We start from the raw sequence: 22,365 nt of genomic DNA, 5'->3' as shown, positions 1-22,365 counted from the left end.
TCCTTTCATCGGCCGGGGCGGCGCCCGGCTCTGTGCGATGTTGCGAAAAGTCGCCTTTCATCTGGCGATGACTGAGAAATGTGATTTAAATCAAGGAATTACAAAGGATAAATAATCATCGATAGATGAGTAAAATTCATCTATAAAATGACTATGTTCGGGAAAATGCCATCGCCGTCGGCGCTGCGCACGTTTGAAGCGGCGGCGCGCCTCGGCAGCTTCAAGGCCGCCGCCGAGGAGTTGGGGGTGACGCCGACGGCGGTGTCGCATCAGGTGCGCGGGCTCGAAGAGGCGCTGGGGATTGCGTTGTTTGCGCGCCGCCCGCGCGCGGTCGCGCTGACCCGATCCGGCGAGGTGCTGGCGGCCGCCGTCGGCAGCGGCCTGTTGCAGATCAGGCAGGCGCTGGAGCGCATCGCGGCGGCGCAGGCCACGCTCACGGTGACGACGACGCCGGCCTTCGCCGCGCTGCGGCTCGCGCCGCATCTGCCGGCGTTTTATGCGCGCCATCCGGAGATCAGCGTGCAATTGCTCACCGGCGCCGAGCCGGTGGATTTGCGCCGGGAGCGGCAAGTCGACATTGCGATCCGCTACGGACACGGTCCGTATCCGGAGCTTCATGCGGCTGCGTTGCTGGGCGAAACGTTTGGCGTTTACGGCGCGCCCGGACTGGTTGAGACGTTTGGTTCTTGCAAGGACGCGCCGCTGCTGGCGACGCGCTGGCGCCGGCCGGTCTTGAAACATGTCTCCTGGGAGCGCTGGCTCGCCGCCGCGGGCGAGGCGGCGCCGGCGCCGGACTTGCGCGTCGTGACGTTTGACGAGGAATATTACGCGCTTCAGGCCGCCATCGCCGGACAGGGGCTGGTGCTGGCGAGTTCCGCGCTGGCCGGCGACATGGTGGCGCGAAGGCTGCTTGCGCCCTTTCGCCCGGAGGTCCGGCTGGACGGCGCGGAATATGTCGCTCTATGCCTGCCGGAGCGTCTTGAGGCGAAGCGCGTTCGCGACTTTATGCGCTGGCTGGAAGCGCATTTGAATAAGGCCGATTAGGGCGCCGGCGGGTTATTGTCATTTCCGGAAAGGTCGACGCGCCGGCGCGCCGGACGGTGATGGAGCCGTCCTCGAGGTCGACGGCCGGAATGTTGTCGCGCGTGAAAGCGACGAGGCGCACGCTTGGGACGCGGGGAATGGCGGCCGCAGGCGGCCACGCGCGCCTAGCTGTCTTCCTGGCGCATGGCGTCGAGGTCCACGTCGACATCGTTTGAGACGAGTTGGCCGTCCTCGTTTTTGAGGACCGGCTCGTCCTCGAGGTCGAGAAACGCGCGGGAGACGGTGACGCGGCCCGCGTTAATGTCGACCGCCGGAACCGCTTCTTTCGTGAAGGGGACGAGCCGCACGCCTTTGACGTCGGGAATGTCTCCAAGCTCCAGCAAATCGCCGGCGCCGAAATTATAGACGGCGCGCACCTCGCCCAGCGGCGCGCCGTTTTCATCGAAGGCTTTAAGGCCGACGAGATCGTCGAGATAAAACTCGTCTTCGTCGGGCGCCGGCAAGGCGGCGCGATCCACGTAAAGCCGCGCGGCCTTGAGCGCTTGCGCGTCTTCGCGGCTTTTAAGCTCGGGCGCGCGCGCAATGACGAAGCCGTCGCTCAGCACTTTCACGATGCTCAGCGTAAAGGTCCGCGCGCCGTCTTCGGTTGTCACTGGACCGTAGTCGGCGATCCCTTTCGGCGTTTCGGTGAAAGTCTTGATCTTCGCGTCGCCCTTGACGCCGTGCGCGCCTGCGAACGCGCCGAGACAGATGTGCGTTTTATCGCTTTTGGGCGCGTTCATTCCGCCGGCTCCGGTTCCGGTTCGCCGACGCCGAAGAGTTTGCCGTTCTCGACCCACAGCACAATGGACAGGGAGACCACGCCAAGCGTGGCGAAGCCGATGATCATGGGCGTCGTCGTGCCGTTATATTGCCCGCCGATCAGCCCGCCGAGAAGGCCGGCGATAGTGGTGCCGGCGAAACCGTTAAGCGCCGCCGCGGCCCCCGCGTTATGGCCCATGGGCTCCATGGCGAGCGCCGTGGCGTTGGGACCGATAAGCCCTATGCAAAAGAACGAGATCATCATGCAGGCGATGAAGACGGGCAGGGATTCGCCGACCGTCGCAATGAGAAGAAGGTGCAGGCCGTTGGCGGCGATTAAGACAAACAAGGCGGTGTGGGAGAGGCGCCGCATGCCGAAACGCGACACGATGCGCGAGTTCATCAGCGTCGAAAACCCAAAAGAGCTGGCGATGAAGGCGAAGACCAGCACAAAGGCGTCGCCAAGCCCGAAAACTTCTACGAATACCTGTTCGGCCGAGCTGATATAGCTGAACACGGCGCCGAAGACGCAGGCCGCCGCCAATGTATAGCCGACGGAGATCTTGTTGCGTGCAAAGAGAAGGTAAGACGCTGCAATGGGGCCCGCCCGGAGCGGCTTTCTGTCTTCCGGGGCCATGGTTTCCGGCAGGCGCAGCGCCGCCCAGATGGCGAAGAGCGCGCCATAGACGAGAAGCGCGATGAAAATCCAGCGCCAGGGCGCGGCGAACAAAATGAGCTGGCCAATGCCGGGCGCCAGGATCGGCGCCGCCATGAAAATGGTGATGGCGAGCGACATCACTTCCGCCATGCGCCGGCCTGAACACTGGTCGCGCACGACAGCGACTGCGGCGACGCGCGTGGCGGCGGTGGCGACCCCCTGAAAAGCGCGTGCTGCGAGCAGCAGTGTGAAAGACGAGGCGATGACGCTCAAAAGCGAGCCTGCCGTATAGGCGGCCAGCGACCACAGAAGAACGCGTTTGCGCCCGAAGCGGTCGACAATCGGTCCGAAGAAAAGCTGCGCGACGCCGTTGGCGATGACATAGACGATGATGATGAGCTGGCGGTCATTGGGATGGGCCGCGCCGAGTTCGTCGCCGATGATTCCCAACGCCGGCAACATCATGTCGACGGCGAGCGCGTTCAACGCCATCGCCGCGGCGACGATGGCGACAAGCTCCCAGAAAGGAAGCTTTGGGGCGGGACGGAGGGGCTCGGTCATGGGCCCGGGGGTACGCGGGCGCGGCGCGTTTGGCAATAATGCAAAGGCTAGGACTTCGCGTGAAACGCCATTAGGCTCCCCGCAACCGGGAGGGAAACGGCATGAACAACGATAATCCGGCCAGGGCGGAGGACCGCGCCGCCGCCTATTGGCGCGAGAATGTGAAGCTCTTATGCGCGCTGCTCGCGATCTGGTTCGCGGTTTCCTTCGGGGCGGGCATCCTTTTCGCAGACGCGCTCAATCATATCCGCATCGGCGGGTTCAAGCTCGGCTTCTGGTTCGCGCAGCAGGGATCGATCATCACCTTTGTGATTTTGATCTTTGTCTATGCGGCGCGCATGCGCGCCATCGAAAGGCGCCTCGGCGTCAGCGACGATTAGGCGGGGCTCATCATGGACGCGCAGACGCTGACCTTTATTTTCGTCGGGCTTTCCTTCGCGCTTTATATCGGCATTGCGATCTGGTCGCGGGCCGGGTCGACGTCGGAATTTTACGTGGCCGGCGGGCATGTGCACCCCATCGCCAACGGCATGGCGACGGCCGCCGACTGGATGAGCGCGGCCTCGTTCATCTCCATGGCGGGGATCATCGCTTTCGCCGGTTATGACGCCAGCGTCTATCTCATGGGCTGGACCGGCGGCTATGTCCTCCTGGCGCTGTTGCTTGCGCCCTATTTGCGCAAATTCGGCCAGTTCACCGTGCCGGACTTCATCGGCGAGCGCTATTATTCAAAAGCCGCGCGGGTCGTCGCCGTCATTTGCCTGATCGTCGTCTCGTTCACTTACATCGCCGGGCAGATGCGCGGCGTCGGCGTCGTCTTTTCGCGCTTTCTCGACATGCCGATCCAGTGGGGCGTCGTCACCGGCATGGGTGTTGTCTTCTTCTACGCCGTGCTCGGCGGCATGAAGGGCATCACCTACACGCAGGTCGCGCAATATTGCGTCTTGATTTTCGCTTATCTGGTGCCGGCGGTTTTCATCTCCATGCTGGTCACCGGCAATCCCATCCCGCAGCTGGGTCTTGGCGCCGATGCGGCGGAGGCCGGCGTTCCGGTGTTGGAAAAGCTCGACGCGGCGCTCGTGGACCTAGGCTTCGCCGCTTTCACCGAAGGAACGAAATCGAAGATCGACATCTTTGCGATCACGCTCGCCTTGATGGTGGGGACGGCGGGTCTTCCCCATGTCATCGTGCGCTTTTTCACCGTGCCGAAAGTTTCCGATGCAAGGAAGTCCGCCGGCTATGCGCTCGCCTTCATCGCGATACTCTACACGACCGCGCCTGCGGTGGGGGCGTTCGCGCGCCTCAATTTCATCGAAAGCGTTCATGAAAAATCCTACGCCGAGGCGCCGGGGTGGGTGAAAGGGTGGGAAGGCATCGGCCTCATCGCGTGGCTCGACAAGAACGGCGACGGCGTCATCCAGTACGGTCCCGGCGCGCCCTTCGAAGGCCGCCCGGATTATGCGGACGGGACGGGCGCCCATGGCGAGCGGCGTCTCAACAACGCGCCAACGGCGAACGGCAACGAAATTCATGTGGACCGGGACATCATGGTGCTCGCCAATCCGGAGATTGCGAAGCTGCCCGGCTGGGTGATTGCGCTCGTCGCCGCGGGCGGGGTCGCGGCGGCGCTGTCGACGGCGGCGGGGCTCTTGCTCGTCATCTCGACAGCCATCAGCCACGATCTTTTAAAGAAAACCTTCCGTCCACAGATCACGGAAAAGACCGAGCTGAGGGCGGCGCGCGGCGCGGCGGCCGCGGCGATCCTGGTCGCGGGCTATCTCGGGATCAATCCGCCGGGCTTTGTGGCGCAGGTCGTGGCGCTCGCTTTCGGGCTGGCCGCCGCCTCGCTGTTTCCGGCCATTCTCATGGGCATCTTTTTCAAGCGCATCAATCGCGAGGGCGCAGTCGCCGGCATGGTGGCCGGGCTCGTCTTCACCCTCGCCTATATCGTTTATTTCAAATCGCCCTGGTTCGGCGCCGTAAACGATGCGGATCACTGGCTGTTCGGGATTTCGCCCGAGGGGATCGGCGTTATCGGCATGGCGCTTAACTTCATCCTTGCAGTCGCCGTCTCGCGCTATACGGCGCCGACGCCGGTTGCAGTGCGGGCGATGGTGGACGACATCAGGATGCCCTCTTCGGTAAAAGAGCCGGGGTTATAGATAAACGCATGTTTGACCCTCATCCTGAGGCGCAAACATTCCCTCGTCCTTCGCGACGCTGCTTCGCCGCCCTCAAAATGAGGGAATGTTTGCGTCGCAAAGGATGGGCCGTTTAGTCTTCAAGCCCGGCGGCGTCGAGCGCGCGGTCGCGCTCGGAATCCGAGGAGATGCCGCGCGCCGCCGTTTCATAGGCCTCAAGCAGCGCAGGCGTTGTCTTCGCGCGGCTGGCGAAAGTTTCGAGGGCGAGCCGCCGGTCGCTGTCGGACTCTATTTTTTCCGTCGCCTCGATCAGCTTGCGCATGACGTCGTCGGACAGGCCCTCCTCATTCGCCGCGTCGGAGAGGGCGAGACGCTTGTCGTGATCGGAGTCGACGGCGCCGAGCGCCGCGACCCAGGCGGTCGCCGCGTCGCCGTCGGCCGCCAGATAGGGCGCCGTTTCGCCGAGCAGCAGCCGCATGTCGTGATCGGAGTCGAGGCGGTCGGCGGCGAGATCGATAATCTCCGCCGCCATGGCGGGCGTCAGGCTGTCCTGCTCCAGAAGCGCCTCCGCCGCGCGCCGCAGATTATGATCGTTGTCGATGCGGCCGATCATTTTGATTGCGAGCTTCACCGCTTCCGGGCTCATGGGTTTTTCGGCGATGGTTTCGATCAGCCGGCGCAGATCGTAGTCGCTTTCGATGCGGCCCGCCGTTTCGAGAATCACCGGCGTCGCGTCGGGCGTGATGGTTTCGTTTTCGAGAATGGCGCCCAGCGCCATGCGCATGTCGTGATCGGAGTCGATGGCTTTCAGGGCCTCCAGCAGCGCGCGCAGCTGATCGCCCGAAAGGTCGGCCTGTTCAGTAAGCTCGGCGGTATAGCGCTGGCGCGCATGATCGCCGTAAACGGCGCCGATCTCGCTGATCACCGCATCGGGCCCGCCCCGGCGCAACAGGATCGCTGTGCGCTCTTCGGCCTTGACGCCGCTGGCGCCGAGAAAGGCGGCGAGAAGGCCGCGGATCGCTTCTTGCGTCTCGGCGGTGTCGCCCTGCTTGTCGCCGTCGAGATAATAGCTGCGGTCGACGCCGTCGCCGTCGCGCTCGAAGACGGCGCGCTCGGAATGGCCGCCTTCCTCGCGGCTGATTTCAAGCTTCTTATCGAGGCTCGCAATATCTTCGCCGTCTTCGCTCAACTCGTAATCGCCGCGCCAGGAGGCTTTGATCTTGAGGCCGTCGCGGTTGAGGGAGAACTCGCCGCGGTCGCCATGCACGACCTGCCGAACGCCTTCGCCGTCATCGGTTTCGATATTGGCCGAAAAGGAATCGTTCTTGAAGGCGGCGCCGTAAAAGGCCGCCAGAAGAATGACGCCGGCGACAAGGGCGCCAAGAGTCTTGAGGCTGTTCATGCGCCGATCCTTCGCTGAAAACCGTTGTTCATGCTAGTCCGCCCGGGCGCTAAAATCCATCGCTTCGCCGCTTATTCGGAACGCTCCGCCGGGGCCGCCGTGGCCGCGGAAAGGTAATCGCCGGTGCGCATCTCCATGAGCCGCGAGGCGGTGCGTTCGAATTCAAAGGCGCCGTGGCCGTCCCGGTAGAGATCGTCCGGTTCGCCGTCGGCGGAACAGACAAGCTTCACCCGGGCGTCGTAGAGCGTATCGATCAGCGTTGAAAAGCGTTTCGCCTCGTTGCGTTCATCCGGTCCCATGATCGGAATATGGTCGATGAAAAGCGCGCCGTAGCGTCGCGCAAGCGCCAGATAATCGGACGCGCCCAGCGGCCTTTCGCAGAGTTCGGCGAAATCGAACCGCGCCGCGCCGCGTCCCGCGCGCGGAACGATCAGTTTACGCCCTTTCAAGGCGATGTCTTCGCGCCGTTCATGGCCGCCGCTCAGCATGCGCGTCCAGGCGGCGTCCATGGCCATGTCGGCTTCAGGGCCAAGCGGCGCATAATAAACCGGCGCGGCGGTGAGTTTGGCGAGCCGGTAATCCTGCGCCGACTGCAATTCGAGAATATCGAGCGAGGATTTCAAAAGTTCGATGAAAGGCAGGAAGAGCTGGCGGTTGAGGCCGTCCTTGTAGAGATCGTCAGGCGTTCGGTTCGACGTCGCGACGACGACGACGCCGTGTTCGAGGAGGGCCGTGAAGAGCCGGCCGAGGATCATGGCGTCGGCGATGTCGGTGACGTGAAACTCGTCAAAGCAAAGGAGAAGCGCTTCGCGGGCGAGATCATGGGCGACCGGCGGCATGGGATCGTCGGGGGAGGCGCGGTCATACGCTTTATGCTTTTTCTTTTCCGCCGCCGGGAGCGCGCGCCAGGCGGCGATGCGCTCATGGGCGTCGGCCATGAATTCGTGGAAATGCGCCCGGCGTTTGCGGTGGAAGGGGGTGTTGTTGAAGAAGAGGTCCATGAGCAGCGTCTTGCCGCGCCCGACCCCGCCCCAGAGATAAACCCCTTCCGGCGGGTCTTTCCTGCCGCCGAACCAGCCATTGCGGGGGCCTTTATAGCCCTTGAGGGCGTCATGCAGCGTCTGCAGGCGATCGGCCGCCGCTTCCTGCGCCGGATCGTTCGCCAGTTCGCCCGCCTCTACGAGCGCGTCATATCGCGGGCGCGGTCCCCTCATCCCTTGCGGCTATAATCTGCTTGGAGGCCGCCGTCACGTTTGATCTCGCGGGCGTGCGTTCTTTAACAATGTCCGCCTATGGCTTCAGGATCGCCGACACACCTTCCCGGACAAGCGCCTTCGGGTCGGACCATGGATAGGCGCTGATGGTGATCAGATTGTGCGCGACGCCGTTCAGCGTGCAAAGGAGCAGCTCCGCTTTCAGGTTTATATCTTTTTCGTCCGCGCCGGCGCCGAGCGCGGCGGCGAGGCTGTCGCGGATGACGCCGAAGCGGCGGACCACATTGTCATCGCCGACAAAGACGCTGACATCCGATTGCGACACGCCGCTCGACATGAAGACCAGGAAATAGTGCTCGCGGCGCTCGAGCCAGAATTCCACATATCCAAGCGCAACCGCATTGAGCCGCCGGACCGGGTCGCGCTCTTCAGCGGCGATCCTGTCGAGTCTGTCGAACAGCTCGGCGAACACCTCCGCCCAGAGCGCGCGCAGAATATCGATCTTGCGGTCGAAATATCGGTAGAGCGTCATCACGGTGCACCCGGCCTCATTGGCCAGGCGGCGCATGGAGACCGCGTCGTACCCGTCTTCCTGAAACAGCCGCATCGCGCCCTCGGCGATGCGCCGCCGCATATCGGCTTTTTCTCCTTCGGACAGGACCGGCCGGCCGCGTGTCGGCGATGCAGGAGATTGGGGTGGGGGCATGAGCAATCCTTAGCAGATCGGCGGGCTTGACCAAGCGGAGATATTAAAATATAACGCGTTATAAATAAATAGGGGGGAACGCCGCAAATGCGCCGGTTTGCTGCTTTGTCGATCGCCGTTTCGATGGTTCCGGCCGGTCCGGCCGGCGCTAACGGCCTTGCCGCGATCGCCGGCGACTGGCGCACGGTGCGTCACGGCGCCGAGGTGAGGATCACCGATTGCGGGGACGGTTCTCCCTGCGGGTTTCTCGTCTCGGTCGATGACGAAATCAGCGGCGGGCGCAGCCGCGACGAGAACAACCGCGACCCTGCGCTTCGGGGCCGGCCGCTCGATGGGCTCCCTATCCTGTGGGGTTATTCGCGTAACGAAGACGGCTGGCGGGACGGGCGGCTTTACAATCCCGAGACCGGTCAGACCTTCCGCTCGGCCATGGATCTCGTCGCCCGTGACCGGCTTCGGGTGAAAGGCTGCCTCGGGCCGTTCTGCCGCACGCAGGTCTGGACGCGCATCGCCGATTCCGAGGCGGCGCCAAACAAGGAAGAAACGAATGAATGAGTTGAGCGGCGGCGCGCTGAAATTTTTCCGCATCCTTTTTGTCATCTCGGCGATTTGGAATTTCGCTGGCGCGATCCCGGGCCTCGTTGACGCGGGCGGGATGTTCGAACGAGAGTTCGGACGCGCGCTCGCCGATCCGGTGATGACAGCAGTCTATCGCGGCGCCTGGGGCACGGCTTTTCTCTACGGGTTCGGGTTTCTCATGGCCGCCGTCCATCCGGCGCGCCATACCGGCATTGTGCTGATGGGCGGGCTGGGCAAGGCGCTTTTCGCGCTCAATCTCTGCTTCATGTATGTGAAGGGCTGGACGTCCTCGTTCGCCATTGTGGTGATCGCCGGCGACATCGTCTTCGTGGCGTTGTTTATTCTCTATTTCATCATGCTGAAACGCCGCGGCATTGCGATCCTGTAAGGCCTGCCGCGTCACTTGCCGGACAAGGGGAAATGTCTTTGCGTCGCATTGGCGAAGGCGACGAGAGACAGCATGACCGGCACCTCGACAAGGACGCCCACCACAGTGGCGAGCGCCGCGCCGGAGTCGAGGCCGAACAGGCTGATGGCGACCGCGACCGCCAGTTCGAAGAAATTCGACGTGCCGATCAGCGCGCAAGGCGCGGCGATGTTGAACGGAATGCGCCAGGCCCAGGCGGCGGCGTAGGCGAGCGTGAAGACCCCGTAGGACTGGATCAGCAGGGGAGCGGCGATCAGTGCGATGACGAGCGGGCGGTCCAGAATGACCCCGCCCTGAAAACCGAAGAGCAGCACGACCGTCGCGAGGAGGCCGATGACGGAATAGGGTTTCAAGCGCGCGGTGAAGCCGGCGATGGCCGCCTCGCCGCCCTGGCGAGCGAGCGCTGCGCGCGTCGCCGCCCCGGCGATCAGCGGGATCACCACATAAAGCGTCACGGAAAGAAGGAGCGTCTCCCAGGGCACGGCGATGTCGACGACGCCGAGCAGGAAGGCGACGATGGGCGCGAAAGCGAAGACCATGATGGCGTCGTTCACGCTGACCTGCGCGAGGGTGTAGGTTGGATCGCCCTTGGTCAGCTGCGACCAGACGAAGACCATGGCGGTGCAGGGCGCCGCGCCGAGCAGAATGAGCCCGGCGATATAGCCTTCGGCGTCTTCTGGCGGGATCAGCCCGGCGAAAACATGCTTAAAAAAGAGGACGCCGAGCGCCGCCATGGTGAAAGGCTTGATCAGCCAGTTCACCGCAAGGGTGACGGCGAGTCCCTTGGGCCGGTCGCCGATGCGCCTGAGGCTGGCGAAATCGACGCCGATCATCATCGGATAGACCATGGCCCAGATCAGAACGGCCACGGCGAAATTGACATTGGCGGCCTGCCATGAGGCCAGCATCTGAAAGAGGCCGGGCATGAGCTCGCCGAGCGCGATGCCTGCGACAATGCACAGCGCGACCCAGAGCGACAAATATCGTTCGAATACGGACAAAGCAGCCTCTCCCTGGCTAATCGTTGGACTGCGCCAGAAATGCGTCGATATGAGCGCGGATGTCGGCAAAGACTTTTTCGAATGCCTCGCGCTTGGCGTTATCGCTTCCCCCGGCTGCGGCCGGGTCCGGAAACGACCAGTGCAGCTTGTGCGGCGCGGCGCCGTTCTTCGCCGGCCAGACGGGGCAGGTCTCGCCCGCGGCGTTGTCGCAGACGGTGACGACCGCATCCATCAGCGGCGCGCCGGCGCCCGCGAATTCGTCCCAGCTTTTCGAGCGGGCGTCCTCTTCCGCGATGGCGACGCCATGGGCGCGCAAGGTTTCAAGGGCGAACGGATTGACCTCGCCGGTCGGCGTCGAGCCGGCGGAAAAGGCGCGCCACGCCTTTGTCCCGGCATGGTTCATATAGCCTTCAGCCATGATCGAGCGCGCCGAATTGCCGGTGCACAGGAAGAGGATGTTGCGCATGGGGCTTTAAGCGCCGCAGCAGGCGCCGGAGGCGTCCGATTGCGGAGCCGGGCGAAAATCCTCGCCGAATGTTTCGCTGTCGCCATAGGTGTGAAACAGCTCCCAGACCGCGCCTTGGGGATCGTGGCTCCAGTATTTGTCGCTTCTGGCGTAACAGCAGGTCGCCTCGTCTTCGGCGGCGACGGGCGCGGCCTTGTCGCGCAGGCGGGCGGCGATGGCTTCAAGCCCGTCATTGTCGTCGAGGCTGATCCCGAGATGATCGACGCCGCCGGATCCGCCGCGGCTGGAAACGGCGAGGTTCACCGCCGGGTCGTCGAGAAGCCAGCGCGCATAATCGTGTTTGCGCTTTTCCGGCTCGGCGCCGAACAGGGCGGCGTAATAGCGGATCGACCCTTCAAGGTCGTCGGTGCGGATATGGATGTGCAGGCGTTTCATCAGGCGCTCTCCTTGATTACCACGTAAGGGCCGCAGAGCCGGCGGTCGCCGCCGCAGCAATCGGCCAGGAGGAAATCGATCAGCTCGCGCACCCCGCCATAATCGGCGGAATAGATGACCCGGCGGCCCTCCTTGCGGGCGTGGACGAGGCCGGACCTTTCGAGTTCTTTCAAATGAAAGGACATGGTCGGCGGCGGCGTCTTCATGGCCTCGGCGATTTCGCCGGCGGAGGCCCCGCGGGGCCCGGCCTTGATCAGCATTTTCAGCGTGGCGAGGCGCGCGCCCTGCGAAAGCGCCGAAAATGCCTGGGTTGCTGTTTCAATTTCCATACTTCTATAATTATAGAATAATCAAATTAAAGGCAAGCGAATTTTCCCGGGCATGCTCGACAAGGCGGATGCGGAAGGGCGGATGCGGAAGGGCGGATGCGGAAGGGCGGATGCGGCCGAATGGGCCGGGGCGTCAGGCCGCGCGGCCTGCGTCGTCGCGCAAAGATGGGCAGGCGTCGCGCGGCGGGCGGGGGCGTGTTGAGCTTTCCTGAAAAGAAAAAACCCGGCGGCCGAGGCCGCCGGGTTCCGTGGGGCTTGCAAGCCTTGAGTTTAGCGAATGCTATTCCGCAGGCTGCAAGGGTTTTTCGCCGGCGTGGAAGTCCGGCCATGCCGGCGCGCCGACTTCCGAATCGTCGAGGCCTTTTTCTTCTTCCTCCGCGCTCGCCCGGATGCCGATGATGATTTTCATCAGGAACCAGATCACGAGACTGGTGAAGAAGACGAAGACGCCGTTGGCGGCGATGCCGACCGCCTGACCGACAAAGGTCGCGTCGCTGTTGCTCAAGGGGACCGCGATCGTGCCCCACATGCCGCAGAACAGGTGCGCCGGAATGGCGCCGACCACATCGTCGATGCGGGCGTATTCGAGCATCGGCGTGACGACGAAGATGATGCCGCCGCCGACGGCGCCGATCATCGCCGCCTGCCAGACCGCCGGCATCAAGGGTTCGGCCGTGATCGAGACGAGGCCGCCGATGGCGCCGTTCAAGGCCATGGAAAGATCGATCTTGCGCTTCAAGAAGGTGCACAAGATCACCACGGTGATGACGCCGGTGGCCGCCGCCATATTGGTGTTGACGAAGATGTTCGAGATCGCGATCGAGTCGTCGAGCGATCCCAGCGCAAGCTGCGAGCCGCCGTTAAAGCCGAACCAGCCGAGCCAGAGAATGAAGGTGCCGAGCGTCGCCAGCGGCAGGGAAGACCCGCGAATGGTGACGATCTCGCCATTCGGTCCGTATTTGCCGCGCCGCGGCCCCAGCGCGATGGCCGCCGCCAGCGCCGCCCAGCCGCCGGTGGCGTGCACCAGGGTCGAACCGGCGAAATCGGAGAAGCCGTAGCGGGCGTCGAGCCAGCCGCCGCCCCACTCCCAGGACGCCTGGATCGGATAGATGAGGCCCGTCAGGAGCGCGGTGAAAATGAAGAACGGCCACAGGCGCACGCGTTCGGCGATGGTGCCGGACACGATGGACGCCGCGGTGGCGACGAAGACCATCTGGAAGAACCAGTCGGAAGACGCCGAATAGCCGGTCTCGAGCGCTTTTGAATCGTCCGCCGACCAGATGGCGAGCGTGCCGATATAGCCGCCGGTGTCGACGCCGTAGATGACGTTATAGCCGACGAGCCAGACCATGACGGTGGCGATGGCGTAAAGCGTGATGTTCTTCAGGCAGATGGTCGCGGCGTTTTTCGACCGCACCAGGCCTGCTTCCAGCATGCAGAAACCGGCGGCCATGAACATGACCACCATGCCCATGATCATGAAAGACAGCGTGTTGAAGATGAACGCCGTATCCGGCGCCGGCGCGGTTGACGCCTCCGCCGCGGCTGGATCCTGCGCAAATGCTGCGCCCGCAAGCATGACCGCCGCCGCCAAACTCGCGCTAATTGCTGATTTTATTTTTGACATATTAGCCCCTCACTTTGGATTTTCGGGCGCGAGGGATCGTCCGTACAGAGACTTTACCCCACGACCCCGCAAGTCATCCGTGCCGGGATGATGCGGAAAATAATTTCGCGGCGCAACATAAGATGGGATGAATAAGCTATATGAACGTTAAAATAGCAAAATACTGCGAACATTAAGCCATATAATGCTAATAATTTAGCATCAACCCCTTTTTGGCTTGAGGCGTGTCCCGCGTTGCAACAAAGCGGTTGCGGAGCGCGGTTCGCGGCGTATAGAATTTTCGATGCTGCTTGTTCGCATGCGTTGGCTTCAAGGGCCAGATCTCATGCAGCGGGTCGCCGAGGGGTTTGTCGTGAAGAGGGGCGTATGAACAATCAGGAAGCAGCGGCGCTTCTGATGCAGGACATCGAAGCGAACATGACCTATCTGCAAATCGGCGTCCTGGCGGCGTCTTTCATGCTCGCCCTGATTGGCCTGGTGCTCGCCTTGCGCGCCTATAACGTCCTCAGCGAAGCGCGCATGCTTTTCTGGCAGGCGGGCGCCGGCGTTTCCCCGGCAAGCAAGGATGAGGCCCGCGCGGCGCGCGCCGCGGCGATCCGGGCGGCAAGCGCCAAGAAGAAAATCAAGTCAAACCGCGTCCGCGGCGTGATCTGACGCCACGCTGTCCGGCGCGGTTGAGCCAGGTTCGCTCAAGCCTTTCGGGCAGGCGAGTCTTATGGCGAACGCCGTCAGCAGGACGTTGGTCAACAGGGTATAGGTGAAATTGCTCGCGTAATATTCGGCGACGCGCAGCCATACAGTCCTGGTCGGCACGGCCAGCCAGTCCATGGCGAAGTAAAGCCATTGCAGCAGATGCGTGACCAGTAAATATCCGAGCAGCGCCGCCCCGGCGCTTTTGAGCCGCACGCCATCGTTCCGCTTGTTCAACAGCGCCGCCCCGAGACCCATGCAAGCCGCGCCGATCAGCATCTGGGCGCCCGTGAAGGCAAAGAAAAGCATATATTCCGTAAGCAGATTGAATGCGCTCAAGTTAAGGGGCATGAGCGTGTCGGTGAAAACCTGAGCACCGTAAATGCAGAAGAAGAGGCCCGCCAGTTGCCGGAGGGGCCGGAATTGCACCGCCTCTCGATAGCTCGCGCCGGCGGCGACGCGAAACGCAAGCCAGCCAAAAAGCGCGTAGCCGAAAATCCGCAAGACGCTGAGTGCAAACTCCGCTGACGAGTAATAGGCAAGGAGGATGTCGGCGGGTTGATAGCTTTCGTAAGCCGTAGCGAGGTCAAATTGGCGGAAGAAGAAATTCGCGTGCCAGCCCGAGAGGTAATCGAGCGCCGTCAGGGCGATGACAATGGAAAAAAGATCGCGCCGATCCTGAAACAGATAGCGGAAGGCGCGCGCCCAGTTCGCATAGAAAGAACTGCGGCGGCTTGTTTGCCTGTGGAGCCATGCGAATAAGCCGAAACCGCGTTGGGCGGCCGCAGCTGTCTTGCGCCGCACGTCCTTGTGCATCAGCGCCAGAACAAGAAGGCCGAAAAGACCGATAAGAAATTCGCCCGACCTTCCGAGATGTTCGGAAAGGTCGGCTTCCATTGCGCCTAGTCCGCCTTCTGTGCGGCGGACTCGCCTTCTGGCCGATTGACCATCAGCTTCTTGATCTCGGCGATGGCTTTCGCCGGGTTCAAATGCTTCGGACAGACCTGGGCGCAGTTCATGATGGTGTGGCAGCGGTAAAGTTTGAACTCGTCCTCGAGCTTGTCGAGGCGCTCATTGTCGAGCTGGTCGCGGCTGTCGGCGAGCCAGCGATAAGCCTGCAATAGCGCCGCGGGGCCCAGATATTCCTCCTTGCCGCCCTTGTCGCCATTCCACCAGTAAGACGGGCAGGAGGTCGAACAGCAGGCGCAGAGAATGCATTCGTAAAGCCCGTCGAGTTTCGCCCGGTCTTCCTGAGACTGGCGCCATTCGGTTTCGGGCTCGTCGGATTTCGCCTGCAGATAGGGCTCGATATAGGCGTGCTGTTCGTAGAATTTGCTGAGATCGGTGACGAGATCTTTCACCACCGGCTGGTGCGGCAGCGGATAGATGTGAACGTCGCCCGACCCGCACTCGTCCATCGCCTTGGTGCAGGCGAGCGTGTTCGAGCCGTTGATGTTCATGGCGCAGGACCCGCACACCCCCTCGCGGCAGGAGCGGCGGAAGGCCAGCGTCGCGTCGGTCTCGTTTTTGATCTTGATGAGCGCGTCGAGCACCATGGAGACATTGGAGACGTCGACTTCATAGCTGTCGACGCGGGGGTTTTCCGGCGCGTCCGGATCGTAGCGGTAGACATGGAAGATGCGGGTTTCTCCCGCGCCGTCCTTCGCCTTGAAGGTCTTGCCGTTCTTGTTGACTTTCGAGTTCTTCGGCAGCGTCAGTTGAACCATCGAGTTTCAGGCCTTCGTTTCCGCGCGACGGGTCTTACGCTTTGTCGCGCCCGCCATACCAGTCAAGCTTGCGTGTGACATACATGGTCAGCGCGATTGCGCCAAATGCGGTCACCGAGCCAATCATGAGGGCGTAATCCTCTGATTTCATAAGGAGATATATCAGCCCGTAGGCGGCTGAAAAGGCTGCGAACGCAATTACGCCGCGCCACAGGCTGTGAAACACGGTCGCAGCATAGATCCCGGAAAGCCCAACCGTCGCCACGGCGGCCCCGGTAAACGCCGCCTCGAAGCCCACATGCTCGGAAAAGGCGAGGACCAGAAGGTAGAAGATCACCTGGGCGAGGCCGAGCAGAATATATTGCGCCGGATGGGCCCGCGCCCCGGTCGTCGCCTCGAACAGGAAGAAGGTGAGAAACACGATCCCGAGGAACATCAGGGCGTATTTGAGGGCCCGGTTGACGCTCTGATAGGGGCTCGCCGCGTCGATGAAGCGGACCCCGAAGGTCTTGCCGGCGTCGAGCCGGGAGAGCCCGGAATCGGCGGGAAAGCTGCGCGGCAGGCTGCGCGCGAGATAGGGAACGCGCCATTCGGCCGTAAAGCCCTCAGCGCCGATCTCCCGGGCGTCGGGGAGATAGGCGCCCTGAAAGCTGGGGTCGGGCCAGTTCGCTTCCATGGAAACCGTCGTCTCCTCCCCAGCCGGCGCGAAGAAAAGGGCGCCGCCGCCCGACATGGGCAGGGCGAGGCGGAAGGCGAATGCCTGTTGCGGGTCGGCCACCGGAAAGGGCGTGCTGATCCCGGGCGCGCCGAGCGCATGTTCGGTTCCGAAGCGCCCAAGCGCGGCGAGATTGATGCCCGGCTCGAAGGCGGCGTCGAGAGCCTCGCCGTCGACGAAAAGACGGGGCTTGTCCCGCATCCCCTTGAGCGCGGCGTTGGCGCCGAATTTCACCGCCATCACCGCGCGGTCCCAGTGAATCGCCTTTATTTCGCTCGGCAATTGCGGCGGAAGGAGCGGCCCGAAGGATCCTTCGACGACGATGTCGGCGTCGTAAACCGTCGCTTCATAGATGGAGCGGCGGCGCTGCGAGGCGTCGACGGCGGCGTCGATCTCCAGCGCGCGCGGCGTGAAAACGAAGAACATGCTTTCGAGAACCGGCTCGCCATCGTCTTTGCGCTTGCCCCCATCCACCAGCGCCGGCGCGATGATCACCGGCCCGCTGATCGTCTGTTCGCCGCCGGTGAGGCCGTAGATTTCCTCGCGCACGCTGTCGGCCCGGGTTGAGCGTTCAAAGACGAGGCCATGAACGAGCATGGCGGGTATCCACAGCATGAAGGCGAGCGCGCCCACCAGGATGAGTTTAAGGCCGAGCGAGCGCTGGTGCGGCTCCATTTTGATTTCCACGAAAATCCCCTGTCGAAACTCGCCGCCGGCCCGCGGCTGGGAAGATAGCGCCGAGCGTGGCGCCGCCATGGCGCAAAAAGGGAATTTGGGGGGATTGATTGGCGCGATTATGGGGCGCGGGGGCGGGGTCCCAGCGGGAGGGCCGGAACGGCGGCGGCGTCCGGCGTGTTTGCGCCTCAGACAAGGGGAGTATGCCCGGACGGGGCGGGCGCCTATATTATGCTTATGAACGATGATTTGAATTCCCGGCTGGCGCGCGGGCGGGTGATTGTCACCTATGGCCGCTCGCTGATGTCTCTGGCCATCGCCCGCTCTTTGCATGAGCGCGGCGTCGAGGTCATCGGCTGCGACGATGTGGGGATGACGGCGCTGTCCTTCTCCAAGAACATCAGCGGCTATTTCACCCATCCTGTGCGCGCCGAAAATCCGGACGCCTTTCTCGACAAGATGGTGGAGCAGGCGAAAAAATATCAGCCCGGGGACGATCGGCCCTATGTCTTGATGCCGACTTTCGAAGGCATGCGGTTTTTTTCCGAGCACCGCGACCGGTTCGACGGGATTATCGACATCGCGGCGCCGGACTTCGCCGCCATCGACCGCGTCGACCCGAAAGACCATCTCATGGGCTGGGCGGGCGAGCAGGACTTGCCCGCGCCGCAAACCGTCAAAGTGACGTCGGAGAGGGAAGTGCGCGAAGCGGCGGAGAAAGTCCGCTTTCCGGTGATGCTGAAAGCGCCGGACAAGGTCGGCGGGCGCGGCGTCACCAAGGCGGCGAACGCCGGCGAGCTCATGGCGCAATACAAGAAGCTGACCGGCGACCGGGCGCTGGTGCAGGAATTCCTCGAAGGCGTCGACTATTGCCACACAGTGATTTTCGAAAACGGCGTCTTGAAAGGCTCCATGGCTTACAAGAATCTGCGCCAGTGGCCGCGCACCTCCGGCGCCGGCGTGGTGCGCGAAACCGTGGACGACGCGCCGTTCCTCGAAACCTCGAAAAAGCTTCTGGGCCCGCTCGGCTGGAACGGCGTTGCGGAAATCGATTACCGCTGGACCGAGAAAGAGGGCGACGAAGCGCGTCTCATCGAAGTCAATCCGCGTTTCTGGGCGGGGCTTTATCATTCCATTGCGTCGGGCGTCGATTTTCCCTGGATGCTCTACGAACTCACGGTGACCGGCGGCGTGCTTTCCAATTATGAGCAGCGCGTCGGCGAGAAAACGCGCATTCCGGGCGTCGCCATGCTCTCCGCCGTCAACGACATCGCCCATTCCGAGACCGACTTCACGCGCCTGCGCGAGGCCTGGCGCGACGCCGGGGCGAGTCTCAAGGAAGGTCATGTGGGCGAGGCCGTAAAGCGCTTTGCGCGCAGCGTCGGCGGCGTGATAGACCGCGACGACATCGCCTTTGAGCTTTTCCAGGCCGTGCATGAGGTGCGCGGCGCCCGGGGCGAACTTTCTTTCAAGGAAGACAGGATGGCCAATCTCGGCTTTCTTTATGTGGTGAGCTCTCTCGTCCGTCATGGCGAGCTGCCGCCGGAAATGAAGCACTGATAATATAGGCGCGGGCGGCGCGGCATGACGGACAAACCAGTCATCGGAATCACCAAGCCCACCCATGGCGATTTTTTCGCTTACGGGGCGATCTGGCTTGCGGTGCGTCTTGCGGGCGGCGAGCCTTTGCGGCTGACGGCGCAGCATCCGCATACGGATAAATGGATTTCCGGCCTCGTCCTCGGCGGCGGCGCCGATGTTTATCCCGAGCTCTATGACGGCCAGCCGCATCCGCAAGGCAAGTATGACCGCGAGCGCGACCGCATGGAGCGGTTCTGGGCGCATCGCGCCCGCGACGAGCGCCTGCCGGTCTTGGGGATTTGCCGCGGCGCGCAGCTTTTAAACGTCGTCAATGGCGGCGCGCTGCATGGCGACATCGCCCGCGCGTTTCCGAATATGGATTATCCGAGCTCGCTGCCGGGCCATGTCTTCTATCGCAAGACCATCCATATCGAGGAGGGTTCGCTCCTGCGCCGGATCATCGGATCGGCGACGCGCGAAGTGAATTCGATCCACAAACAGGCGGTGGAGAAAGTCGGCGAGGGGCTCGTCGTCACCGCGCGCGAAGAAAACGGGCTGATCCAGGCGATCGAGGATCCCGAGCAGGATTTTTATCTGGGCGTGCAGTTCCACCCGGAGTTCCTGACCTACCGCAAAGGCGACATGCGGATTTTCGAAGCGCTGGTTGAAGCTGCGCGCGAACGCGACAGGAAACGCAAAGACGCCATCGGCGACGCGCCGCCGCCGCATTATAGTCCGCCGCACTTTATTGACGAGGCGCGTGAATTAAGCTCCGATTGACGAAACCTGTCCGGAGCAGACTCATGAAACGCCTGTCCTCGATCACCCGCCGTGATTTTCTCGGCGGCGTCAGCCTGCCCATTGTCGCGGGGCTTGCGCCCTCGGCCCTTATGGGCTGCGGCAAGGCGGAGGCCGGATTTTATCCGCCGGGGCTGACCGGGATGCGCGGCTCCCATGCGGGGTCTTTCGAAACCGCCCACGCCCTCGCCTGGGACGGCGAGACCTGGCCGCGTCCGCAAACCCAGACCGACAGCGACTATGATCTCATCGTCGTCGGCGGCGGGATTTCGGGACTGGCGGCCGCCTATTTCTGGAAAAAGCGCGCGGGACAAGACGCGCGCATTCTCATTCTCGACAATCACGACGATTTCGGCGGCCACGCCAAGCGCAACGAGTTTGAGGTCGATGGCGAAAAGCTCATCGGCTATGGCGGCAGCCAGTCGCTCGACGGGCCGAGCCAGTGGTCCGAGACCGCCAAAAGTTTCATTCGCGACATCGGCGTCGATCTCGACAAATTCTACGATTATTTCGACCGGGATTTTTACGCCCGCCGCAAGATGGGCCGCGGCGTTTATCTCGACAAAGCCCATTATGGCGATGATATTCTGATCGACGAGCCATACGGGCTCTGGGCCGACGCGCCGGAAAAGGCGCGCGCCAAAGCCGCCATTGCGTCCATTCCCTGGCCGGAAAATCAGCGCGAGAAATTTGCGGAGCTGGCGCTCGAGCGGAAAGATTATCTCGAAGGCAAAAGCGTCTCCGAAAAAATCGACCTTTTAAGGCGCATCAGCTATGAGCGCTTTCTTCTCGATCATGCGGGCGCCGGCGAGGAGATCGCCGTTCTCTTGCGCCGTTCGATCACCGGGCTCTGGGGCGTCGGCTGGGATGCGCTCTCGGCGCTGGAAGGCGCGCGCATCGGCATGCCGGGAACGGCGGGGCTTGGCCTCGACGGCGCCATCCCGCTCCCTTATCTCGATGACGATCCTTACATCTTCCATTTTCCCGACGGCAACGCCGGCGTCGCGCGGCTGATCATGCGGGCCTTGCGGCCCGACGTCATGCCCGGCCACAACATGGAGGACGAGGTCGCCGCGCGCGCTCATTATGACCGTCTCGATGCGGCGGATGCGGATGTGCGCGTGAGTTTGAAATCGACGGTGGTGAAGGCGGAGAACGCCGGGGACGGCGCCGATGTCACCTATGTCAAAGACGGCGAGGCGTTTCGCGTGCGCGGCAAGAATGTCGTTCTCGCCTGCTATATGCACATGCTGCCCTATATCTGCCCGGAGATGGATGCGGCGCAGCGCGAGGCGGCGCATGCGCTGGTCAAAATCCCGCTCGTTTACACCAATGTGGCCTTGCGCAACTGGAAGGCTTTCGAAAAGGCCGGCTACAGCCGCCTTTATTCGCCGCAAGGGTTCTTTGAATCGATTTCGCTCGATTTCCCGGTGAGCATGGGCGGCGTCGAATTTTCGCCTTCGCCGGACAAGCCCATCGTCGCCCATCTTCAATATGTGCCGACCGAGCCGGGATTGACCGAACGCGAGCAGCATCATGCGGGCCGCGCGAAACTCTATCAGCTGAGTTTCGAGGATTTCGAAACCGCCATCGTCGAGCAGATGACCGGCATGCTCGGGCCTTATGGGTTCGACGCGGCGCGCGACATCGCCGGGATCACCGTCAATCGTTGGCCCCATGGATACGCCTACGAATATAACGAGCTTTACGATCCGTGGACCTGGAGCCCGGAATACGGCCCCCATGTCACGGCGCGCCAGCGCATGGGCCGCATGGCCGTCGCCAATTCGGACTCAAGCGCGCTCGCCTATGTGCAAGGCGCCGTCGACGCCGCCGACCGCGCGGTGAATGAGTTGCTAGCTTTATAGCGACTTCTTCACCGGTTTTAAGTCGTCGAATTTGGGCGCGCGTTTTTCCGACTTCGCCATATAGCTTTCCTTGATGTCGTCGGGGCGCAGCATGCCGGCGTTCCACAAGGCGATGTAATCGAGCGCGTCCTCGGTCGAATGATCGCGGGAATAATTGATCATCTGTTTGCAGCCCGACACGGCGAGTGGCGAATGGGCGGCGATCTGCCCCGCGATTTCCATCACGCCCTCAAGCAGCGCCTCATGGGTGTCATAGACCTCGTTCACAAGGCCGATTTCCTTGGCCTTCGCCGCCGGAACGCGCTCGGCGGTGTAGGCCATCTGCCGCGCCCAGCCTTCAGGAATGATTTTGACGAGTCGCGGAAAGGTTCCCACATCGGCGGTCATGCCGATCGCCGTTTCCTGCACGCAGAAAAACGCGTCGGCGCTGGCGTAGCGGCAGTCGCAGGCGCTGGCGAGATCGACCCCGGCGCCGACCGCGCCGCCCTGGATCGCGGCGAGCACCGGCTGGCGGGCGTTTTCGAGCGCCGAGAACGTCGCCTGTAATTCTTTCACTTGATAGCGCAGGGCTTCGGCGGCGGCTTCCCGGTTGTCCGGCGGCGCGTCCAGACCGCCCGACATGAAGACGGAAATGTCCATCCCTGCGGTGAAATGTTTTCCTTCCGCGGACAGGACGATGACGCGCGCTTTGGCGTTGTCGGAAATGTCGTTCACGGCTTCGGGGAGTTCGCGCCAGAATTCCGGAATGAAGGAGTTGAACTTGTCGGGCCGCGAAAAGCGCAGATGCGCGACGCCTTCCGCAATGTCGAGCGTGAAGCAGCTATAGCTCATGAAAAAGCCTTTCTTTGCGGTAGCGTCTCAGTTTGCCTTCATTCTGAGGGGCCCCGCCCCTTCGTCCTTCGAGACGCAAGCCTGCGGCT

At 62.7% G+C, this 22,365-nt stretch carries 23 protein-coding genes; 9 read left to right on the top strand and 14 right to left on the bottom strand.

Going from position 1 to position 22,365, the window contains the following annotated elements; genetic code table 11:
- The first annotated feature begins 153 nt into the window (after nt 1-153).
- Complete coding sequence (locus CW354_RS06640) at nt 154-1,044, top strand: LysR substrate-binding domain-containing protein (RefSeq protein WP_104829254.1); 891 nt, start codon at nt 154-156, stop codon at nt 1,042-1,044.
- A 164-nt stretch (nt 1,045-1,208) separates the two neighbouring features.
- On the opposite strand, the gene rimM is transcribed toward CW354_RS06640, so the two are convergent.
- Both rimM and CW354_RS06630 read right to left on the bottom strand, forming a co-directional pair.
- Nucleotides 1,209-1,826 (bottom strand): ribosome maturation factor RimM, encoded by a 618-nt coding sequence (rimM, locus tag CW354_RS06635; RefSeq protein WP_104829253.1) that lies wholly within the window; start codon nt 1,824-1,826, stop codon nt 1,209-1,211.
- Nucleotides 1,823-3,064, bottom strand: a complete 1,242-nt coding sequence (locus CW354_RS06630; protein ID WP_104829252.1) for a multidrug effflux MFS transporter — start codon at nt 3,062-3,064, stop codon at nt 1,823-1,825. The genes rimM and CW354_RS06630 overlap by 4 nt, the downstream gene beginning before the upstream one ends.
- A gap of 101 nt (nt 3,065-3,165) precedes the next feature.
- On the opposite strand from CW354_RS06630, the gene CW354_RS06625 reads away from it, so the two are divergent.
- Together CW354_RS06625 and CW354_RS06620 are read left to right on the top strand one after the other, a co-directional pair.
- Nucleotides 3,166-3,444, top strand: coding sequence for a DUF4212 domain-containing protein (locus CW354_RS06625; RefSeq protein ID WP_104829251.1), 279 nt, complete (start codon nt 3,166-3,168; stop codon nt 3,442-3,444).
- Nucleotides 3,445-3,456: 12 nt separating this feature from the next.
- Nucleotides 3,457-5,226, top strand: a complete 1,770-nt coding sequence (locus CW354_RS06620; RefSeq protein ID WP_104829250.1) for a sodium:solute symporter family protein — start codon at nt 3,457-3,459, stop codon at nt 5,224-5,226.
- A 112-nt stretch (nt 5,227-5,338) separates the two neighbouring features.
- Here CW354_RS06620 and CW354_RS06615 read toward each other — a convergent pair whose 3' ends face one another.
- The 3 genes from CW354_RS06615 to CW354_RS06605 all read right to left on the bottom strand — a co-directional run bounded on the left by CW354_RS06615 (nt 5,339) and on the right by CW354_RS06605 (nt 8,527).
- On the bottom strand, nt 5,339-6,607 hold the full coding sequence (locus CW354_RS06615) for a hypothetical protein (protein ID WP_104829249.1): 1,269 nt from the start codon (nt 6,605-6,607) through the stop codon (nt 5,339-5,341).
- Nucleotides 6,608-6,678: 71 nt separating this feature from the next.
- Nucleotides 6,679-7,821, bottom strand: a complete 1,143-nt coding sequence (gene zapE, locus CW354_RS06610) for a cell division protein ZapE (RefSeq protein ID WP_104829248.1) — start codon at nt 7,819-7,821, stop codon at nt 6,679-6,681.
- A 76-nt stretch (nt 7,822-7,897) separates the two neighbouring features.
- A complete protein-coding gene (locus CW354_RS06605) occupies nt 7,898-8,527 on the bottom strand; it encodes a TetR/AcrR family transcriptional regulator (RefSeq protein WP_104829247.1) in 630 nt (209 codons plus the stop codon).
- A gap of 87 nt (nt 8,528-8,614) precedes the next feature.
- On the opposite strand from CW354_RS06605, the gene CW354_RS06600 reads away from it, so the two are divergent.
- Complete coding sequence (locus tag CW354_RS06600; protein WP_104829246.1) at nt 8,615-9,082, top strand: DUF2147 domain-containing protein; 468 nt, start codon at nt 8,615-8,617, stop codon at nt 9,080-9,082.
- Nucleotides 9,075-9,494 (top strand): hypothetical protein, encoded by a 420-nt coding sequence (locus CW354_RS06595; RefSeq protein ID WP_104829245.1) that lies wholly within the window; start codon nt 9,075-9,077, stop codon nt 9,492-9,494. The genes CW354_RS06600 and CW354_RS06595 overlap by 8 nt, the downstream gene beginning before the upstream one ends.
- Nucleotides 9,495-9,505: 11 nt before the next feature.
- Here the strand turns inward: CW354_RS06595 and arsB are convergent, their stop codons facing one another.
- The 5 genes from arsB to CW354_RS06570 all read right to left on the bottom strand — a co-directional run bounded on the left by arsB (nt 9,506) and on the right by CW354_RS06570 (nt 13,391).
- Nucleotides 9,506-10,534, bottom strand: a complete 1,029-nt coding sequence (arsB, locus tag CW354_RS06590; protein WP_104829244.1) for an ACR3 family arsenite efflux transporter — start codon at nt 10,532-10,534, stop codon at nt 9,506-9,508.
- A gap of 16 nt (nt 10,535-10,550) precedes the next feature.
- Nucleotides 10,551-11,000 (bottom strand): arsenate reductase ArsC, encoded by a 450-nt coding sequence (locus CW354_RS06585; RefSeq protein WP_104829243.1) that lies wholly within the window; start codon nt 10,998-11,000, stop codon nt 10,551-10,553.
- Nucleotides 11,001-11,006: 6 nt separating this feature from the next.
- Nucleotides 11,007-11,435 carry an ArsI/CadI family heavy metal resistance metalloenzyme gene (locus CW354_RS06580; protein ID WP_104829242.1) on the bottom strand — a complete coding sequence of 143 codons (429 nt, stop codon included), beginning with the start codon at nt 11,433-11,435 and terminating at the stop codon, nt 11,007-11,009.
- Nucleotides 11,435-11,764: an ArsR/SmtB family transcription factor gene (locus tag CW354_RS06575; protein WP_104829241.1), complete on the bottom strand. Its 330-nt coding sequence runs from the start codon at nt 11,762-11,764 to the stop codon at nt 11,435-11,437. Before CW354_RS06575 ends, CW354_RS06580 begins: the two co-directional genes overlap by 1 nt.
- A gap of 280 nt (nt 11,765-12,044) precedes the next feature.
- Nucleotides 12,045-13,391: an ammonium transporter family protein gene (locus tag CW354_RS06570; RefSeq protein WP_104829240.1), complete on the bottom strand. Its 1,347-nt coding sequence runs from the start codon at nt 13,389-13,391 to the stop codon at nt 12,045-12,047.
- 366 nt (nt 13,392-13,757) lie between these two features.
- Between CW354_RS06570 and CW354_RS06565 the strand changes: the two genes are divergently transcribed.
- The gene (locus CW354_RS06565) at nt 13,758-14,045 is read left to right on the top strand and encodes a hypothetical protein (protein WP_104829239.1); all 288 of its coding nucleotides are present in this window, start codon (nt 13,758-13,760) and stop codon (nt 14,043-14,045) included.
- Here the strand turns inward: CW354_RS06565 and CW354_RS06560 are convergent.
- The 3 genes from CW354_RS06560 to creD are packed head-to-tail and all read right to left on the bottom strand — an operon-like array spanning nt 14,019 to nt 17,210.
- The gene (locus CW354_RS06560; RefSeq protein ID WP_104829238.1) at nt 14,019-14,978 is read right to left on the bottom strand and encodes a hypothetical protein; all 960 of its coding nucleotides are present in this window, start codon (nt 14,976-14,978) and stop codon (nt 14,019-14,021) included. The genes CW354_RS06565 and CW354_RS06560 overlap by 27 nt on opposite strands.
- Nucleotides 14,979-14,983: 5 nt before the next feature.
- On the bottom strand, nt 14,984-15,808 hold the full coding sequence (locus CW354_RS06555) for a succinate dehydrogenase iron-sulfur subunit (RefSeq protein WP_104829237.1): 825 nt from the start codon (nt 15,806-15,808) through the stop codon (nt 14,984-14,986).
- A 34-nt stretch (nt 15,809-15,842) separates the two neighbouring features.
- Nucleotides 15,843-17,210, bottom strand: coding sequence for a cell envelope integrity protein CreD (gene creD / locus CW354_RS06550; protein ID WP_165793560.1), 1,368 nt, complete (start codon nt 17,208-17,210; stop codon nt 15,843-15,845).
- Nucleotides 17,211-17,429: 219 nt separating this feature from the next.
- On the opposite strand from creD, the gene CW354_RS06545 reads away from it, so the two are divergent.
- Genes CW354_RS06545 through CW354_RS06535 form a run of 3 tightly spaced genes read left to right on the top strand, consistent with a single transcriptional unit; the run spans nt 17,430 to nt 21,445 of the window.
- A complete protein-coding gene (locus CW354_RS06545) occupies nt 17,430-18,758 on the top strand; it encodes a carboxylate--amine ligase (protein WP_104829235.1) in 1,329 nt (442 codons plus the stop codon).
- Between the two features lie 24 nt (nt 18,759-18,782).
- Nucleotides 18,783-19,559, top strand: a complete 777-nt coding sequence (locus tag CW354_RS06540) for a gamma-glutamyl-gamma-aminobutyrate hydrolase family protein (RefSeq protein ID WP_104829234.1) — start codon at nt 18,783-18,785, stop codon at nt 19,557-19,559.
- A 23-nt stretch (nt 19,560-19,582) separates the two neighbouring features.
- The gene (locus tag CW354_RS06535) at nt 19,583-21,445 is read left to right on the top strand and encodes an NAD(P)-binding protein (protein ID WP_104829233.1); all 1,863 of its coding nucleotides are present in this window, start codon (nt 19,583-19,585) and stop codon (nt 21,443-21,445) included.
- Here the strand turns inward: CW354_RS06535 and CW354_RS06530 are convergent.
- Entirely contained in the window at nt 21,440-22,276 is an 837-nt protein-coding gene (locus CW354_RS06530) for a crotonase/enoyl-CoA hydratase family protein (protein ID WP_104829232.1), read from the bottom strand. The genes CW354_RS06535 and CW354_RS06530 overlap by 6 nt on opposite strands.
- Nucleotides 22,277-22,365 lie beyond the last annotated feature (89 nt).

It is taken from the genome of Hyphococcus luteus, from assembly GCF_002943565.1.
Taxonomy (GTDB): Bacteria; Pseudomonadota; Alphaproteobacteria; order Caulobacterales; family Parvularculaceae; genus Hyphococcus; species Hyphococcus luteus.
Note: the sequence above shows the minus strand (reverse complement) of the source record. Positions and strands in the feature narration are given on the sequence as shown.